Here is a 17,755-nt window from a genome sequence, read left to right as displayed (position 1 = left end):
GCCCAACGTCGTTAGTCGCGAATGTTATGGCTAATCTTCCGAAGTATTGATCTGAATTAATAAAAGCGACCTCTCATCAGCGTGAGTAGTGGTCGCTTGGCTGTAATTCCATCGCGTATTCTATTTGTAATATTGTTGGCAAGGCACACCGGAACCAGTAAAGCTGGCTTGAGAGAATCTAATAATTAAAATTCTTTCGGTTAATCGAGTTGTAAATCACGTTTGTTAAGGAGAGCAGCATGATTGAAGTGTATATAGGTGAAATTCGCATGGTAGGTTTTGACTTCGTTCCGCGAGGATGGGCGCGTTGTGATGGCTCATTGATAGCTATTTCCTCTAATACAGCGTTATTTTCATTACTTGGCACTAGATATGGCGGTGATGGGGTCAACTCATTTGGCTTGCCAGATTATCGCTCGCGTAGTCCTGTCGGTATTGGGCACGGGCCGGGATTGTCCGTCATAACACAGGGTGAAAAATCGGGCTTGGAGTATGTGAATATGACCACTTCGAATCTGCCCGCGCATACCCATACTGCATCGCAGCTTAAGGCCGCGGTTGCCATTCCGGGGGTAACCTCAAGCACCAGTGTTTCGGGTACGCCTTCTGTGAACAGTATTCTAGGTCCAGTGACTGCGAGCGATCGTGCCGGCGCTATTTACAGTACCGATACGTCTGATGTCACATTAAGACCGTTTGATGCTCATGTTACTGGCCAGACAGATATGTCCGGTGGTGGTCAGCCCTTGCCGATTCGTAATCCTTTTTTGGGTACTAATTTTATTATTGCTCTGGAAGGAATATTCCCTTCAAGAAGTTGATGTTTCTTTGTGTTTAGTGCAGGTAGTAATACAACGCCCAAGTCCGTTTTTTCGCGCTTGGGCGCGCGCGTTTATACGCTTAAACAAGCTACTTAAATTACTTTAAAAATATGCGCAGCGATTATGGAGAAAGATCATGTCGCCAATTGATGTCATAAAAACCAACTCTTCCAAAAATCTAATCACTTATATCTGGAGGCTGTTCGGAAAATTACTCTTTTTGGCGATGATGGTTTTGTCGGCTCAGAAAACTTGGGCTGTTGCCTTTAACGACAGCTTTGATGCAGATACGGGCCTCACTACAAGTTTCTCCCGCTCATTGGCTGGCGTTTCGTTTACGTATACCTTTACTGCGCAAGGCGACGGTGGGGATATGGTATGGCAAAATCAATATGGAGAGGGGGGGAGCGCCTCAATTAATTTGCAGTCAGGAGGTGTTAACTTAGGTGCTACGGAGTTGTTTACGCTTGCTCGTACTGATACGGCTGACTTCATCTTTACCAGTCTCTTTATAAATAATACAGCTGCAGAACTTATTACCGTTGGTGGTTATCTCAACAATGCTTTGGTCGGTAGTACTCAAACGGTAGCTACTGGCACTCAAGCAACTCTTAACTTTGGTGGTATCGTCGTTGATGAAGTTCGAGTCTCATCGACCGACTTCGTCAGTATCAATCTTGACTCGTTCGTTGGAGACACAACAACGGCTAATAGCGATGGTGTGTTAACAGCGGCAGCAGGAGTAACCGAGCCGGTCGGCCTGAATGCCACCGTGGATACTGTTGGCGAAGCTGTTAATATATTTGATTTTACGTTAACCGATGGTGGTGGTAACGATGGCTTAGCGATGACCGTGAGTGAGGTTAGGGTTAACGTCAGTGGCACATCGACCGATGCCGAGCGCGCTCAGATTACGTGGCGTTTAAATGGCAATGATGTCGCCAATAACGTGGGTACCTACGATAGCGGATCAGATACTATTACGTTCTCTGGTTTGCCAATATCGGTTGCTCATGGCAGCAGTGAAACCTACACCATTAACGCCTATTACAACGACAATACAGGCTTGATTGAAGATCACACCTTTATTCTTAGCGTTGATGGCGATACTGATTTAACCCTTGGCGGCTCGGGCACCCAAATGGGGGCTACTACTGCTGTGACCAATGGCGCAGGCGGCACCATTGATGTGAGTGCCAGTGCGCTAGTCTTTACCATCCAGCCTGCGGGTAGTGTGTCGGGCGCGGTATTAACCACCCAGCCGGTTGTGACCGCGCAAGATGCTTTTGGCAATACCGATGTCGATTTTAGCGAAACAATTACTTTAGCCGAAGCCAGCGCCGGATCACTCACGGGGGGAAGTGTTGCGGCATCGGCCGGCGTTGCGACCTTTACGGCGGTGACTTATACCGCGACCGCAGACCAACAAAGTTTTACCTTAACCGCCAATGATCAGGATGGCGTGGCGCCTAACCTTCCAACGGTTGACGCTAACGCTGTTACCTCTGATGTTGTTGCGACACAGCTTGTGTTTACAACTAATCCGGCGCCTTTAAGTGTTATCTCGGGTTCTGCCACCGTGTTTAGTATCGTGCCGGTAGTCAGTGCGCAAGACGCCAATGGTATTTTCGATACAGGTTACAGTACCGGCATTAGCTTGGCCGAAATCAATGGCGCGGGCAGTGCATTGTTATCGGGCACTGGCGATTCAGATGGCAGCAGTAGTACCGTAACGTTAACCCCAAGCAGTGGCAGTGCCACCTTTACCGGTATGCAAATCACGTACGCAAACAGTGGTGCATCCTCAGAAACGTTCAACTTAGAGGCAACGTCTGGCGGGTTAACAGCTGCCAGTAGTGCACAACTAACGTCGATGCCAGTGCCTTGGGTGAGTGCCGGAAATATTAGCATTAGCGGTGCGTCAGGCACCGCTGGTTCTTATAAAATTGGCGATACTGTCACCGCCACTTGGAATAATACCGCCGGCGGCGATAATAATAGTGCGGTCATCGGCGTTACGGTTGACTTTAGTCAGTTTGGTGGCGGTGCGGCAGTAGTGGCTACCAATAGTAGCGAGACATGGAGCGCGACCTATACGATTATTGCTGGTGTAATTGATGCTATTAATAGCAATGTAAGCATCACAGCCACTAACTTGAGTGGTTCCAATACGGTAGCCGACACAACCAACGCCACAGTCGATAGTGCGGTCCTTACGGTTACCGACGGCAATATTAGCCTGAGCGGTGCCTCGGGTACCGGTGGTGCTTTTAAAATTGGCGATACCGTTACAGCGACTTGGAATAATACCGCGAGCGGCGATAATAATGCGGATACGGTAGGTGGCGTTACGGCAAACTTTACCGCTTTTGGAGGTGGCGCCGCGGTAGCGGCAAATAATAGTGCGGGCAACTGGAGCGCTACTTATACCATTACCAGCGGTGCTATTGACGGCGCCAATCTTAATGTCTCGCTCACGGCCACAGACAACGCCGGCAATACCACGATTAGAGCCGATTCTAGCAACGCTACCGTGGATAACGTGGTTCCCACAGTGACTGATGGCAACATCAGTATTAGTGGTGCATCGGGTACGGGTGGCACTTATAAAGTCGGCGATACCGTTACCGCCTCTTGGAATAACAGCGTCGGTGGCGACAACAATAGCGATACCATCAGCAGTGCAAATGTAGATTTTACCGCCTTTGGTGGCGGCGCTGCCGTAGCCGCAATTAATAGCAGTGGCACCTGGTCGGCCAGCTACGCTCTGGTTGCTGGAGCGATTGATAGCAACAATGCTAACGTGGCCGTAACTGCAGTAGATAACGCAGGTAATTCCACCGCCACCTCGGACAGCACTAATGCCTCGGTCGATACTGTATTACCTACCATTACCAGCGTGAGTGTTGACCAAGCATCTATTGATAACAGTAACGAAACAGCAGCCAGTATGACGTTGGCGGGCGCCGAGGTAGGTGCGACAGCCAGCTATACTATTAGCAGCTCTGGCGGCGGCAGCAATGTCACCGGCTCCGTTACGATCACTACTGCCAGTCAAATTATCAGTGGCCTGAATGTGTCCGGGCTAAATGATGGGACGTTAACCTTCTCTGTTACTCTGACGGATGATGTAGGTAATACTGGAAGCGCGGTGACCGATACAGTGGCAAAAGATTCACTGGCCCCTTCGGTTAGTACTGTAGGAGTGGCTGATGGCGATTATGCTGCCGGAGACGTACTCTATGTCACTGTTACGTTAAACGATGACGTCACTGTTAGCGGTACTAACAGTACCGTGGACATTGAGATTAATAGCGTTATTCGTCAAGCGACTTTCAGCAGCGAAAACAACGGTATTTTAAGTTACGGTTATACTGTGCCAGCGGCTGAAAACACGGATGCTAATGGTGTGATTGTGTTGGCCAGCAGCATAATCCTAAATGGCGATACCATCCGCGATGCGGGCAACAACAACGCTGACTTAACGTTTAATAGCGTAAGCAATGCTAACGCTCGGGTGGATACTACTGCCCCAGTCGCTCCAGTTGTCACCAACCCCACTGTGACGTTGGCCAGTAATGCTGCCAGCTATGACATTAGCGGTAGTCATACCGAAAACGCTGTTCTCATCAAACTTTACGCAGATGTTGATAACGATGGCGTGGCCGATAGCGCTACCGAGTTGGCGAGTAGTGCGGTTGCCGGTGGTAGTTGGTCGATTTCCCAGCTGCTTAGTACAAATGCCGACAACAATTATGTCGTTGCGGCAGAAGATGCGGCAGGGAATGTTTCGGGCGTGATTGATGTGCCTACGATTACTCAGGACTCTACCGCTCCCGACGCCCCATTAGCACTCGATTTGGCCACTGCCAGTGATACCGGTAACAGCGATACTGACAATACCACCAATATAGCCACACCCACCATTAATGGTACGGCCGAGGCAGGTTCGACCGTTACCCTTACCAGCGATCTAGACGGCGAAGTAGGTACGGTCACTACTGATGCTAGTGGTGATTGGAGCCTGGTTACCGATACATTATCGGATGGCAGCCATTCGTTAACTGCTAAAGCAACTGATGCGGCGGGCAACCCTAGTATCGCATCGGCGGTGTTATCGGTTGTGATTGATACCGAAGCGCCAACATTAACGGCGATAACCAATCAGCGTATCGTTAATGGGGCCACTGCCGGGCCATTGGCCGTTACATTAGCGGACAGTGTCACTGTGGCCGCCGATCTGAGCTTTACCGCCACCAGCTCTAATTTAACGGTTGTTCCCAGCGCGAATGTTGTGTTGGTAGATACCGCTGGCAGTCGCACTATTACGGTCACGGGTGCCGCTATGGGCGCGAGTACCATTACGCTCGACAGCGATGATCTGGCGGGAAATACCGGCAGCGCCAGCTTTACGGTGCGAGTCAATACTCCCCCGGCTCTCAGCGGTAGCCCCACAACAAATGTGCAAGCGGGCAACAGCTTTAGTTTTACCCCCAGCACGATAGACCCAGACGGCGATACCCTCAGCTATAGCATTAGCAACAAGCCTACTTGGGCCAGCTTTAACACCAGTACCGGTCAACTTAGCGGTACCCCCAACAATGGTGATACTGGCAGCTATACCAATATTGGTATTAGCGTGAGCGATGGTTTGGCCGGTGCCGCGTTAACACCGTTTAACCTTGTGGTGAGTGCTGGGAATAAAGCGCCGGTGATTAGTGGCACGGCACCGACTCAAGTGATGGTGGGCGAGCTGTATCGCTTTGTCGTTAGCGCCACAGATGCCGACGGCGACACCTTAACATTTAGTATCAGTGGTGCTCCCAGTTGGTTATTGCTCGACAGTGCCACTGGCGTACTGAGCGGTATACCTGGTGATGCTGACGAAGGCAGTTACAGCAATATTGTGGTGAGTGTGAGCGACGGCGCGCAAAGCGTATCACTTGCGCCCTTTACGATTACTGTTGTGGCCGCTCAAGACACTGATGGTGATGGTGTAAGTGATTATCAAGAAGGGCTTGATGGTACCGACGCCAACGACCCGAACGATTATCTTGATCTAATGCCGCCGATCTTAACGCCACCAGAGGCGGGCGCTTTTAACGCCATGGGTTTGTACACCCGGATTAGTTTGCGTCAGTTGTTGGGGTTAGATGTCGAGGCTGATGCCGCCCAGCTCGCTAATGCGCTGCAAGTATTGGCCAGCGATCGGATTGATGCTGAGTGTTGCGCGGTGTCAGTCAAAGGCATGGAAAATGGCGAGCTCTATCTAGCGCCCGGTCGTCATATGCTGGAGTGGTGGGCCGAAGACCGCAAAGGCAACACAGTGCGCGAGTCGCAGCAAATCGATATTGCTCCACTGGTGTCTGTTGGCCGCGACCAAACCGTTGCCGAAGGCAGTGCCGCCAGTGTACGAGTGCTTTTAAACGGTAATGCTCCGGTATATCCGTTTAGCGTGCCCTACGTGATCGACAACGCCAGTACTGCAACCACCGCGGATTACACCGAGCCAGATGGTGTGGTGAGTTTTGATGAAGGCGCGACCGATGCGGTCATTACAATCGTTACAGTCCAAGACAACGAGGCTGAGCCAGATGAGACTCTGATCATTCGGCTTGATTATCGTGCGGGCGAAGAGGCCGATAGCTTGTATAGCTTTAATGTGGGCACTAAAGCCGAACATCGTCTTACCATTACCGAGAGCAATGTGCCCGCTGTGGCAAGCGTATTACTAAGTCAAGACGATGAAACGCGCTCTGTACTGGCACGCGATGGCGGTGAAGTGTTGCTGAGTGCTGGAGTTAGTGACCCCGAAGGTCAGTCCTACCAGCTTAGCTGGTCGGGTATTGCCGAGCTTGAAGACGTTTTTGCAACGGGCACTGAAGCGCTGAGCTTTAATGCCAATTTGTTATCCGCAGGGCTTTATCGAGTGATGCTCAGTGTCGAAGATAGTGCTGGTAGTATCACTCAGGCCAACAAGCTATTTTTAGTGGTCGATTCACTGCCGGTATTAACCGCCGACAGCGATCAAGATGACGATGGCATTAACGATCTTGATGAAGGTTACACCGACACCGATCTTGATGGTCTACCGGATTATTTAGATGCGCACTCGGTGAGTAATGTGATGACCAGCACGGTTGATAACGCTATTAGTTTCCTGATGGAAACTGAGCCTGGGACGCGTCTCTTGTTGGGCGGCGAAGCTGCTCAAGCAGGTAATGGGGGTGTCTGGTTAGAAGAAGACAGACTCCCTGCTGATAGTCTATTTGAGAACATAGGTGGTATCTTCGACTTTGAAATTGCAGGCTTGCCGACGTCGGGTGGATTATTTCAAGTAGTTATTCCGCAGGTGCAGGCTATCCCCTCAGATGCCGTGTACCGCAAGTTTCAGCAGGGGCAGTGGATGAGTTTCACTGAGGATGCCAACAACGCGATTTACTCCAGCGCCGGTGCAGAAGGTTATTGCCCACCTCCAGGCAGTGTTGAATGGCAAAGCGGATTGATCGAAGGCCATTGGTGTGTTCAACTTACCCTTGAAGATGGTGGTCCTAACGATGATGACGGTGTGATCAATGGCTCGGTTGCTGACCCCGGTGGTGTTACTACGCCAGTGGTTGATACTGGTGACGGCGGCGAGCCGACTCCCCCGACTCCGCCTATCAATAATGGCGGCGACCATGGCGGCGGCGGTGCCAGCGGCCCTTGGGCTTTGCTGTTGATGTTGCTGATCGCACTGACCACACGTTGTCGGCTGCGCCGCACCGTTTAACCGAGCAGACCTTTAATGTTTACCTTACACTTGCCGGCCCTAATAAGCCGGCAAGTTAACAGGGATGTTGTATGTTAATTATTCCGATACAGGATAAGCCCGATTGGTCGCGTCCGCCGCTGATCACTTTGGCCCTGATAGTATTAAATATTTTAGTTTTTTTGTTTTACCAAAGTAATGACGACGTTAAGTTAGAGTTGGCGGCGGATATTTACCACAATCACCAGCTTGATGATATTGAGCGCCCCTACTACCGCGATTACCTACAAGAATATTATCCTGATGATGTTTCCCACTGGGATGCACAGCATAGTAACGGCTCGCCTTTAATACACGCTATGTTTGACTTTGAGTTTGAGCAGCACTTGCGCGAGGTTTGGGTTGATCAAAGTCTAAAAATTAAAAACCTTAGCGAATGGCGTGATAGCCGCCGTGCCTTTGAGCAACAACGTAATTCCATCAGTAGTTTTCAGGCAGGTTTGATTCCCGCCGAGTCGCGCCCCTTTACTTTTATGACCAGTATGTTTTTGCATGGCGGTTGGGGCCACTTGCTGGGCAATATGGTGTTTTTGTTTCTATTTGGTTTCACTCTAGAGCGCGCTCTAGGGGCTGGGCGATTCCTTGTCGGCTACCTGCTTAGCGGTATTGCGGCCGGCGCACTGTTTATTGTGATTACCCCTGACTCTTTAGTGCCGTTGGTGGGTGCCTCGGGTGCGATATCGGGTTTAATGGGAATGTACTTAGCCTTATATCGATTGCGTAAAATTCGCTTCTTTTACAGTGTGCTATTTTACTTTGGTGAGTTTGTCGCACCGGCCTTGTGGGTGTTTCCGGTGTGGATCGCGAAAGAGTTATACGGCCATTTTTTTGTCGATTCTAACACCGCGTATTGGGCGCATATTGGTGGGCTGCTGGCGGGCTGTGCCATTATGCTGGCGCTGCCGGTTAGTCGGCGTGAATTTGCCAAAACAGAGCAGCAGAGCGAACAAATTACGCGTTTGGATGAGCAGCTTTTACAGGTACAAGCGTTGGCCGCCAACTTAGATTTCAATCGTGCACGCTCACGGATTCGGGTGTTGTGCGAGCAGTATGGCGATGATCCACGTCCGTGGCGATTACAGTTTAATCTTTATAAAAATCAACCTTCTGAGCGAGCTTTTCATGAGGTGACATTTACTGTACTTAAGCAATTTGTGCAGTTGCCTAGGCCCAACACGGTTTGGGCCGATAGCATTGAAGAAATCGTGCAGGAGTACCGCAGCTTAGCACCCAAAGCGCCGGCACTGACCGGTAAGCTTGCACTGGCGTTAGCGCAGCGTTTTTTACAGCTTAATAAAAAACGCCAGGCCGCCAGCTATAGCGCTTGGGCGCAACAAAAGGGCGTGGCGCCAACCACGGCTTTGGCTGCCCTCAATACTTAGTGTGTTGATAGGTTATGTCTTGGTTTTGACGCTAAAAGCAATCAGTTTTTCTAGCTCTGCACGTTCTTTATAATTGGGGTTCTTAGTTAAGGTGTAGCGGGCAATTGCGTTACCGGTTTTGTCGTCGCCTAAATGCTCTATTAAGGTTTTTGCGACCAACAAGTAAGCAGCCGGTAACAGTGGGTCGTTTGGCTGGTGTTTATGAAAATTGTGGAACAATCGAACTACGTTGCGATAATGTCCTTGCTCTACCATTAATTGCGCAATGGCTACGGCTGTGTCGGTTTTGCTAATTTTAAATGTCGCAAGCCGGCTCTGAGCATCCAACACCACACCTACCGCTCGTGCCACTTGTTGTTCTGCCATTAATACACTCACTAAATATTCGGCATGATTGGCCAGTGCCTCAGTATCGTCAAGCAGCATTAGCAGCTTGTGGTAACGGCTGTGCAGTTCTATGTCGTTATGTACCGCATCGAGTGCTTGACGCAAGCATTGGCGCGCCTCAGGGTATTTTTGATCACTGATAAACACCGCAACTTCACCCAGTGCACGGGCTTTAATAAAATCTTTTTCATTTAGGTCGTTATCATCGTCTATTACTGTGTTGTAACCTAGCTCGTGTTGATATTCAAATAAAACGTACCCGAGCATGGTGTAGAGCACGATACTAAAATAGAACATAAGAAAGTTGAGCGCGATTAATGTAAATATCCCTGGTGGCGCTTGATCTTTACCGCTACCAATAAAAAAATCGGATAAAATGTAGGGGCCGACGGTGATGGCTTGTGAGCAAAACCAAAGCAGTAAATAAGGCCAGCCAATAATCATCATAAACGATATAAGTGCCATTGGGTTGAGCGCACAACGTACCGATTTCTCGACCGCCAACACCATAATGCTGGCGGGCAACGCTAAAGTGATAAAACCCATCACTAATAAACCAAGGGTTTGATTGACATCGCTGGCAAAATACACGACAGCCCCCATGGCTATCATCATCACTGTTTGACGCAAAAATAAATGATCGGGATCGTTACTCAATACTTGGCTTAGTGTGTGGGCGATGCGATTACCTTGGCCGCGTTCGGTAATAATGGCAAAACCGTATTTAATTAATACCGCCATGCTAAACCAATACAGAGCTAAGCTTATAAGACTGCCGTCAATAAAGAGGTTAATGAGGGTTAAAAGTCCAGCGACGATCAGCGGCTGATTTTGCAGCGGATAAGCAAAAAAATGATGTAACTGTTGCCAAAAAGGTTTGGCATCGGTGGCGTTGCCTAAGTAGCTAAGTTGTTTGGTACAGCGAATGCAGGCGGGATCGTTGCGCCCCCAGTGCTGGCTGTGACCGGCGGGAATACAGCGCTCACCGTATAGCGTGTCACATTCGGGGCAGGTCCATAGGGCGGGAGAACCGGGAAAAAACTGACATTCCAATTTTGCCATAATATAATTACTCCATGTTGGTTGGGCCGGCCCGCGCACGAGCCTTTTTGTTCACACCAATAAACTCTTGTAAGCGTAAGTGCGCTATTGTCCGTCTTTTGGGCTGGTTGCTTTTTCTGCTAAGCGCTCACTAATATGGTAGCGCGGCCGTTTTTTTATCTCGGTATAAAGTTTGGCTAAATATTCACCGATGACGCCAAGGCTGAGTAACTGTACACTGCCAATAAACAGTAATGGTAAAAGAATAGAGGTCCAGCCGGGAACAGCGTTATCGGTTAATAAGCGAGTGGCAAGCACCCACAATAATGTTAACAACGATAGGGCGCTGGCGGTAATGCCGAGCAAAGTAATGGCCCGTAAAGGTGCGGTTGAAAAACTAGAAATACCGTGCCAGGCGAGAGACAACATTTTGCGTAAGGGATACTTGCTTTCGCCAGCGGCGCGGCTTTGGCGGTCGGATTCGACAATAGAAGATGCAAAGCCAACTTCGCGAACCATACCTCGTAAAAAAAGTTGACTCTCGGGGTACTCTAGCAACGCGTTTAAAGCGCGGCGGCTCATTAGGCGGAAGTCGGCGTGGTTGAACACTAAGTCGACTCCGAGTTTGCGCATAACATGGTAGTAGCCTTCGGCCGTTATACGTTTAAATTTGGTATCGGTATCACGTGCGGCGCGTACACCATAAACCACCTCGCTACCGCCATGGTACGCGTCGACCATTCTTTCTATGTTGGCTGGGTCGTCTTGTAAGTCGGCATCGATACTGACGACCATATCCTCCGATGTGCCCTCAAGGCCCGCCAGTAGTGCATTTTGGTGGCCTTTGTTGCGTGACAAACGAATCGCGACAATGCGCCCAGGGTAAGTTTTACTTGCTTCAGCTAATTGTTGCCAAGTGTTGTCGCGGCTGCCGTCATCAACAAAGTACAAGCGCGAGGCGGGGTTGATTTTTTCGGCGGCAATAAGGTTATCTAGTGTGTGCAGTAACGCAGGAATGCAGGTGGGCAGCATTTCTTGCTCGTTATAACAAGGCGCGACTATGGCAAGCGTTTTGTCAGACATAAGGTTACTTATAGATCCAATATTTGTGCAGCAAAAAATTGCTTATTAACGTGATAATTGTCGCTACACCTTGCGACAACAAATAGTGTGGTAGAGCGAATTCTGCCACATAAAATACTAAGGTATTAATTGCCAAGCCGATTGCTGCGACCACTGTAAATCGGCTTAATGTTTCGGCGTGACGCTTGTCAGATTTAAACGTTATGTAATAGTTGGCCAGATAATTAAACAGTGCCGAAATGCCAAACGCCAGTGCCGAGCAAGCGACGGTATTAAGTGGCGTCAGCTCGGCGAGACAAATTAGCAGTAGATACTGAAAACCAGTGGCGGTAGCGCCCACCAAGGCAAAGCGGCCAAATTGCGATTTTAACAGCTGGCGCAATTGACCCAGGCTGGCAAGTGTTGTTGCTGAACTTTCAGGTGTTTCCACCTAACTCTCCTAAAATATGCCGGCGAAGCGATATTAAAAGTGCGGCTTTCGGTGACTTTACAGCGATTTCTTCTGCTTGTTGCTGATTCTTGCAAGGCACTCTGGACGCATTGCATCGGTGGCAGTTATATTAGGCAGGCAGTTTACACCATACTTTGCAGCTAAATGTAACTGTGGTGTTTAATTTTTAACAAGAGGTGATGTATGGCGCAAGCACAATCAGACCAACAGCTCGACCAGCTTATTGGCCGATTACATGAGTTATTTGCCGATGAGCGTGAAAGTGATGCGCAAAAACGTCTAATGAGCGAGTTAGATCGTCACATGCACGCAAGTGATAGCGATGATGTGGCAGACCCACGTCCGATTGAAACATTAGAGGCGATGTTGGGAGAATACGAAGAAGAGCACCCGCAAGTGTCTGCGGTATTAAGCCAAATTGTTAATGCATTAAAAAATATGGGTGTGTAAATATCGATACTGCGGCGTTTAGGTTAAGCCGCAGGTAGTTTTGTACTAAGCCCAGCCGACGGCGGCCCGTGCGCGCTCGATGTAGAAGTACTCGGCACTGTTAGTCGCCGGGTGGTTGGCGTGGCGCAGATGATGGTGATCGGCACTAGAGCCCATATATTCCCAGCAATCGCTGCCATTAATGCACAGATGATCGCCGTCATTCATGGGGTAGTATGCCAGTTCGTCCCACATTCTCCCCCATTCTGGGTGGGAGACGTCCAAGTATTCCATCGATTCTTCCCAGTTTTTTGTCATTATTACAGGTTTCATTGTCAATATTTTAGGTTTGTTGTCAAGAGTGTCTCTTAAGTCCTTGAAATTAAATAATATTTGTTTCTCTTTGAGGGCCTAATATACTCTTGTCTAGCACTTAGGTTGGGCAGTCTATACCCATTTAAGCGGCAATTCTGACGAGTCACCCGCAAAACCGGTAAGATACCCCAGTTGACCTTAACCTTGGGGTAAGGTTTATCATGTTTGAATCACTTAACCCCGCTATGGGAGGTGCAGATGAACATAGGGCAAGCGGCAAAAACGACTGGTTTATCGGCCAAATCCATTCGTTATTACGAGTCACAAGGATTGCTGCAAGCGCAGCGCCAAGATAACGGTTATCGCCATTATGATCCGGCCAGTATTAAGCGTTTGACGCTACTGGCTCGAGCTCGTCGTGTGGGTTTTTCGTTGGATGAATGCGCTGAGCTATTGGCATTGTTAAATGACGGTCAGCGGCAAAGTAAAAATGTAAAGCGCACGGTGCACGATAAAATTGCTCAGCTGGACACTCAGCTTGAGAATCTGACCCGTATGCGCAATACCTTAATAGAGCTGGCCGAGCGTTGTAATGGCGATGAACAATCACAGTGTGCAATTTTGAATGACCTAACCGAAGGCGAACGTCCCATGACTTTCACCTTGCTAGATGATTCCCACAACCAGTTGGAGCAGCCTAATGAGTAGTTGTTGCGAACCACAACCGACAAAAGACGATAACAATACCAGCAACCACTGCGCCAGCTCGGCAAAGCGCAAGGTAGATTATTTACTGTGGGGTTCGCTCACCTTGTGCGTATTGTTTTATGGTGCCTACGCCTTGGGCTTTGGCGGCCCCGAGTGGTTTAAGCACTTTAGCCACGGTGTCTTTGAGTTGTTAAATACCATGTGGTGGGGGGTGCTGGTGGGCATTGTATTTGTCGGCCTGCTGCACTTTGTGCCGCAGCAGCTAGTGGTGTCGTTGCTCGGGCGCGGCGGCACATTTAGCGGTATCGTGCGCGCTACTGCCGCTGGTGTGCTGCTCGATTTATGCAGTCACGGCATCTTGATGGTGGGCATGAAGCTCTATCAAAAAGGTGCGAGCCTAGGTCAAGTTATGGCCTTTTTGATCGCCAGCCCATGGAACTCGCTATCGCTGACAATCATTATGTTTGCGTTAATAGGTGTGGGTTGGACATTATTGTTTATTGTCGTCTCAATGGTGATTGGTATTGCCGCGGGTTTGATTTTTGACAATTTGGTCAAACGTCGCCGCTTAGAAGATAACCCCGCCACACTTGAGGCCGATCACCCGGTTGCTCCATTAAAGCCACAATTGCGTACGTTGTGGGGCAATATTAGTTGGCGCCCTAGTGCTTGGGGTGGGGTTGTAAGTGAGGGTTTGAAAGGCTCGCGTATGGTGCTGCGCTGGTTGTTATTTGGCGTGTTGTTGGCCGCAGCAATTCGGGCATTTGTCTCGGTAGAGGTGTTTCAGCAGTGGTTTGGCCCATCGGTTATAGGGTTGCTGTTTACTATGGTGGCGGCAACTATTATCGAGGTGTGTTCAGAAGGCTCAACCCCAATCGCCGCCGATCTTATGAACCGCGCTCGCGCACCGGGCAATAGCTTTATGTTTTTAATGGCCGGTGTGGCTACGGATTACACCGAGATTATGGTGATCAAAGACACTATGAAGTCATGGAAAACAGCACTGTTTTTGCCCTTAGTAGTGTTGCCGCAAGTGTTGTTGGTGGCGGTGATTATGAACGTCTGGGGCGGGGCGTAGATGATAGTGTGCGCGCCGTTTTTAGGGTAGAATGCGCGCCTTTTAGACGGCAATATTAAACAGTGGTAACCATGGAAATTAATCCGCACCTCACCGCATTAAAAGACCTTAAAGCGCGCACCAACGTGCTTAGGGGGTATCTTTGACTACGACACCAAAAAAGAGCGCTTAACTGAAGTTGAGCTAGAGCTTGGTGAACCCGACGTTTGGAACGACCCCGAGCGGGCCCAAACGTTGGGTAAAGAGCGATCTTCACTTGAAGATGTCGTAAAAACTATCGACGATTTAGACGCAGGTGTTGCCGACGGTACAGAACTGTTGGAAATGGCCAAAGAAGAGGGCGATGAGGACAGCCTGAGCGAGGTCATCGACGAGATTGAAGCGCTCGATCAGCAGCTGCAAAAGCTAGAGTTTCGGCGTATGTTCTCGGGCGAGATGGACGCCAATAGCGCCTATTTGGACATTCAGTCAGGCTCTGGTGGCACCGAGGCCCAAGACTGGGCCGAAATCGTGCTGCGCATGTACCTGCGTTGGGGCGAGGCGAAAGGCTTTAAAGTCTCGCTAGAAGAAGCATCGGCCGGCGATGTAGCAGGTATTAAAAGTGCGACTGTCCGCTTTGAGGGTGAATACGCTTTTGGTTGGTTGCGCACCGAAACCGGTGTACACCGCTTAGTGCGTAAATCGCCGTTCGACTCAGGCAACCGTCGCCATACCTCGTTTTGCTCGGTGTTTGTCTCCCCCGAGATCGATGACGATATCGAAATCGATATCAACCCCTCTGATGTTCGCACCGATACCTACCGCGCTTCGGGTGCGGGTGGTCAGCACATTAACAAAACCGATTCGGCGGTGCGTTTAACTCACGAGCCAACAAATGTTGTCGTGCAGTGCCAAAGCGAGCGCTCGCAGCACGCTAACCGCGATAAAGCTTGGAAGATGCTGCGTGCAAAATTGTACGAACTAGAAATCCAGAAACGCAACGCCGATAAACAAGCGCTGGAAGACACTAAGTCGGATATCGGCTGGGGCAGTCAAATTCGCTCCTATGTGTTAGATGATCAACGCATTAAAGACTTGCGCACCGGCGTGCAAACCAGCAATTGCCAAAATGTATTAGATGGCTCGCTGGATCAATTTATTGAAGCGAGCCTGAAGGCTGGACTTTAATCGAACTCACACCATTAAGTGACTTTTATGAGCAACGATAACACCCCAAGCAATGTTCCAGATGAAAACAAATTAATCACCGAGCGCCGCGCTAAGCTGGCCGCCATTCGTGAGCGTGGCAACCCGTTCCCTAATAAATTTCGACGCACTAATACCAGCGCCGAACTTCAGGCCGAGTTTGGTGAAAAAGGCAAAGAAGAGCTAGAAGAGCTGGATCATCACGTCACCGTAGCCGGCCGTATTATGGCCAAGCGCGGGCCGTTTATGCTGATACAAGACGCCGTGGGCTCGATTCAGTTTTACGCCCATAAAAGCGTGCAAAAAGACATTAAAGAAAGCGATGGCCAATGGGATGTGGGCGATATTGTTGGCGGCACCGGCCCGATTCATAAATCGGGTAAAGGTGACCTATACGTTAACTTAACCGAGTGGACGCTGCTGACTAAATCGTTGCGCCCACTGCCCGAAAAATACCACGGCTTGGCTGATCAAGAAACACGGTATCGTCAGCGCTACGTAGATTTAATAATGAACCCCGAAGTGCGCGATACTTTTCGTCTGCGCTCTAAGTGCGTAAGCTTTATTCGCAGCTACCTAGACGGTAAAGACTTTATGGAAGTCGAAACCCCTATGCTGCAAGTGATTCCCGGTGGTGCTACCGCGCGGCCGTTTGTGACCCATCACAATGCGCTGGATATCGACATGTATCTGCGAATTGCACCCGAGCTGTACCTTAAGCGATTAGTGGTAGGTGGCTTTGAGCGCGTGTATGAAATTAACCGTAACTTCCGTAACGAAGGTGTATCAACTCGGCATAACCCCGAGTTCACCATGTTGGAGTTTTATCAGGCCTACGCTGATTACAACGACCTGATGGATTTAACGGAAGACATGCTGCGCAAACTGTGTGAGTCGCTTATGGGCACCACTACCGTAGTGTATCAAGACAGCGAATACGATTTTGCCAAGCCGTTTGCACGCTTAAGCGTGTTTGATTCGATCTTAAAGTACAACCCAGATTTAACCGCTGCTGATATCAGCGATTTAGATTCTGCCCGCGGCGTGGCTAAAAAGCTTAACATCCCGCTAAAAGACGGTTACGGCTTGGGTAAAGTACAAATCGAAATCTTTGAGGCGACCGTCGAGCATCTGCTGGATCAGCCAACCTTTATTACCCAGTACCCTACCGAAGTATCGCCATTGGCGCGTCGCTCAGACGATGATGATTTTGTTACCGAACGGTTTGAGTTTTTTATCGGCGGACGTGAACTCGCTAACGGCTTTAGCGAGCTGAACGATGCCGAAGATCAAGCCGAGCGTTTTAAAGCGCAAGTGGCCGAGAAGGACGCCGGCGATATTGAGGCGATGCACTACGATGCCGATTACGTTCGGGCGCTAGAGTACGGCTTGCCGCCAACCGCAGGGCAGGGCATTGGTATCGACCGTTTGGTTATGCTGTTTGCAAACGCCTCTACCATTCGCGACGTGTTGTTGTTTCCGCACATGCGTCCGGAGTAACGTATGGCTCTAGGCGCCAGTGTGTATAAAGTGAATTTAAACTTGTCGGATACTGATCGGCATGTTTATAGCGACACTAAATTGACTCTGGCGCGCCATCCGTCCGAGACCGAAGAGCGCATGATGATTCGCCTACTGGCGTATTGCTTTGATGCCTCGGACGATTTAATTTTTGGTAAAGGTCTATCGACCGACGACGAACCCGACTTGTGGGAAGTTGACCCAGCTGGTGTGATTCATCAGTGGATCGAGGTTGGCCAACCGAGTATCGATCGGGTTAAAAAAGGTCGCTCGCGCTCGGGTGCGCAAAAAATCTACACCAGTGGTCGCGGTCGCGATCATTGGTGGCAGGCCAATGCGAGTGAGTTTGCTAAGTTTCAAAACTTAACCGTGCGCCATTTAAAAGAGACAGAAGTAGCAGAGCTTGCAAGGCTTGCAGAAAAAAATATGACATTGTCGGTGTGTATTTCTGAGGGCAGCGCCTTTTTTAGCAGTGCCACGCAGTCGGTTAATATCGCACCACTTAGCGAGCTGCCCTAAAACCTCAACGCAACCAAAGAACAC

General features: G+C 49.7%; 13 protein-coding genes. 9 read left to right on the top strand and 4 right to left on the bottom strand.

All coding sequences use genetic code 11. The annotated features are described in order from the left end of the window. Positions 1-239: 239 nt before the first annotated feature. The 3 genes from GILYN3_RS07350 to GILYN3_RS07340 all read left to right on the top strand — a co-directional run bounded on the left by GILYN3_RS07350 (position 240) and on the right by GILYN3_RS07340 (position 9,014). Positions 240-821, top strand: coding sequence for a phage tail protein (locus GILYN3_RS07350; protein ID WP_049722237.1), 582 nt, complete (start codon positions 240-242; stop codon positions 819-821). Positions 822-957: 136 nt separating this feature from the next. After that, positions 958-7,593, top strand: a complete 6,636-nt coding sequence (locus GILYN3_RS07345; protein ID WP_049722236.1) for an Ig-like domain-containing protein — start codon at positions 958-960, stop codon at positions 7,591-7,593. A 71-nt stretch (positions 7,594-7,664) separates the two neighbouring features. Next, positions 7,665-9,014 carry a rhomboid family intramembrane serine protease gene (locus GILYN3_RS07340; protein ID WP_049722235.1) on the top strand — a complete coding sequence of 450 codons (1,350 nt, stop codon included), beginning with the start codon at positions 7,665-7,667 and terminating at the stop codon, positions 9,012-9,014. Between the two features lie 12 nt (positions 9,015-9,026). On the opposite strand, the gene GILYN3_RS07335 is transcribed toward GILYN3_RS07340, so the two are convergent. The 3 genes from GILYN3_RS07335 to GILYN3_RS07325 form a co-directional block, all read right to left on the bottom strand. Continuing rightward, entirely contained in the window at positions 9,027-10,463 is a 1,437-nt protein-coding gene (locus tag GILYN3_RS07335; protein WP_049722234.1) for a tetratricopeptide repeat protein, read from the bottom strand. A gap of 84 nt (positions 10,464-10,547) precedes the next feature. Further along, on the bottom strand, positions 10,548-11,525 hold the full coding sequence (locus GILYN3_RS07330) for a glycosyltransferase family 2 protein (RefSeq protein ID WP_084005184.1): 978 nt from the start codon (positions 11,523-11,525) through the stop codon (positions 10,548-10,550). 4 nt (positions 11,526-11,529) lie between these two features. Beyond that, positions 11,530-11,955: a GtrA family protein gene (locus GILYN3_RS07325; RefSeq protein WP_049722232.1), complete on the bottom strand. Its 426-nt coding sequence runs from the start codon at positions 11,953-11,955 to the stop codon at positions 11,530-11,532. Positions 11,956-12,159: 204 nt separating this feature from the next. Between GILYN3_RS07325 and GILYN3_RS07320 the strand changes: the two genes are divergently transcribed. Next, positions 12,160-12,426 carry a DUF4404 family protein gene (locus GILYN3_RS07320; protein WP_049722231.1) on the top strand — a complete coding sequence of 89 codons (267 nt, stop codon included), beginning with the start codon at positions 12,160-12,162 and terminating at the stop codon, positions 12,424-12,426. A 45-nt stretch (positions 12,427-12,471) separates the two neighbouring features. Here GILYN3_RS07320 and GILYN3_RS07315 read toward each other — a convergent pair whose 3' ends face one another. Continuing rightward, positions 12,472-12,738 carry a 4-diphosphocytidyl-2C-methyl-D-erythritol kinase gene (locus tag GILYN3_RS07315; RefSeq protein ID WP_232305525.1) on the bottom strand — a complete coding sequence of 89 codons (267 nt, stop codon included), beginning with the start codon at positions 12,736-12,738 and terminating at the stop codon, positions 12,472-12,474. Positions 12,739-12,945: 207 nt separating this feature from the next. Between GILYN3_RS07315 and cueR the strand changes: the two genes are divergently transcribed. From cueR to GILYN3_RS07290, 5 genes are all read left to right on the top strand, one after another. Next, complete coding sequence (cueR, locus tag GILYN3_RS07310) at positions 12,946-13,428, top strand: Cu(I)-responsive transcriptional regulator (RefSeq protein ID WP_232305524.1); 483 nt, start codon at positions 12,946-12,948, stop codon at positions 13,426-13,428. Beyond that, the gene (locus tag GILYN3_RS07305; protein ID WP_049722229.1) at positions 13,421-14,506 is read left to right on the top strand and encodes a permease; all 1,086 of its coding nucleotides are present in this window, start codon (positions 13,421-13,423) and stop codon (positions 14,504-14,506) included. Before cueR ends, GILYN3_RS07305 begins: the two co-directional genes overlap by 8 nt. Before the next feature lie 71 nt (positions 14,507-14,577). Beyond that, a protein-coding gene (prfB, locus tag GILYN3_RS07300) for a peptide chain release factor 2 (protein WP_157484870.1) occupies positions 14,578-15,673 on the top strand; the annotation gives its coding sequence in 2 pieces (ribosomal slippage) (positions 14,578-14,649 and positions 14,651-15,673; 1,095 coding nt in all). A 27-nt stretch (positions 15,674-15,700) separates the two neighbouring features. Then, positions 15,701-17,191: a lysine--tRNA ligase gene (gene lysS / locus GILYN3_RS07295; protein WP_049722228.1), complete on the top strand. Its 1,491-nt coding sequence runs from the start codon at positions 15,701-15,703 to the stop codon at positions 17,189-17,191. 3 nt (positions 17,192-17,194) lie between these two features. After that, the gene (locus GILYN3_RS07290; RefSeq protein ID WP_049722227.1) at positions 17,195-17,731 is read left to right on the top strand and encodes a YaeQ family protein; all 537 of its coding nucleotides are present in this window, start codon (positions 17,195-17,197) and stop codon (positions 17,729-17,731) included. The last annotated feature ends 24 nt before the right edge of the window (positions 17,732-17,755 follow it).

Source organism: Gilvimarinus polysaccharolyticus (assembly GCF_001187555.1).
Lineage (GTDB): Bacteria > Pseudomonadota > Gammaproteobacteria > Pseudomonadales > Cellvibrionaceae > Gilvimarinus > Gilvimarinus polysaccharolyticus.
Note: the sequence above shows the minus strand (reverse complement) of the source record. Positions and strands in the feature narration are given on the sequence as shown.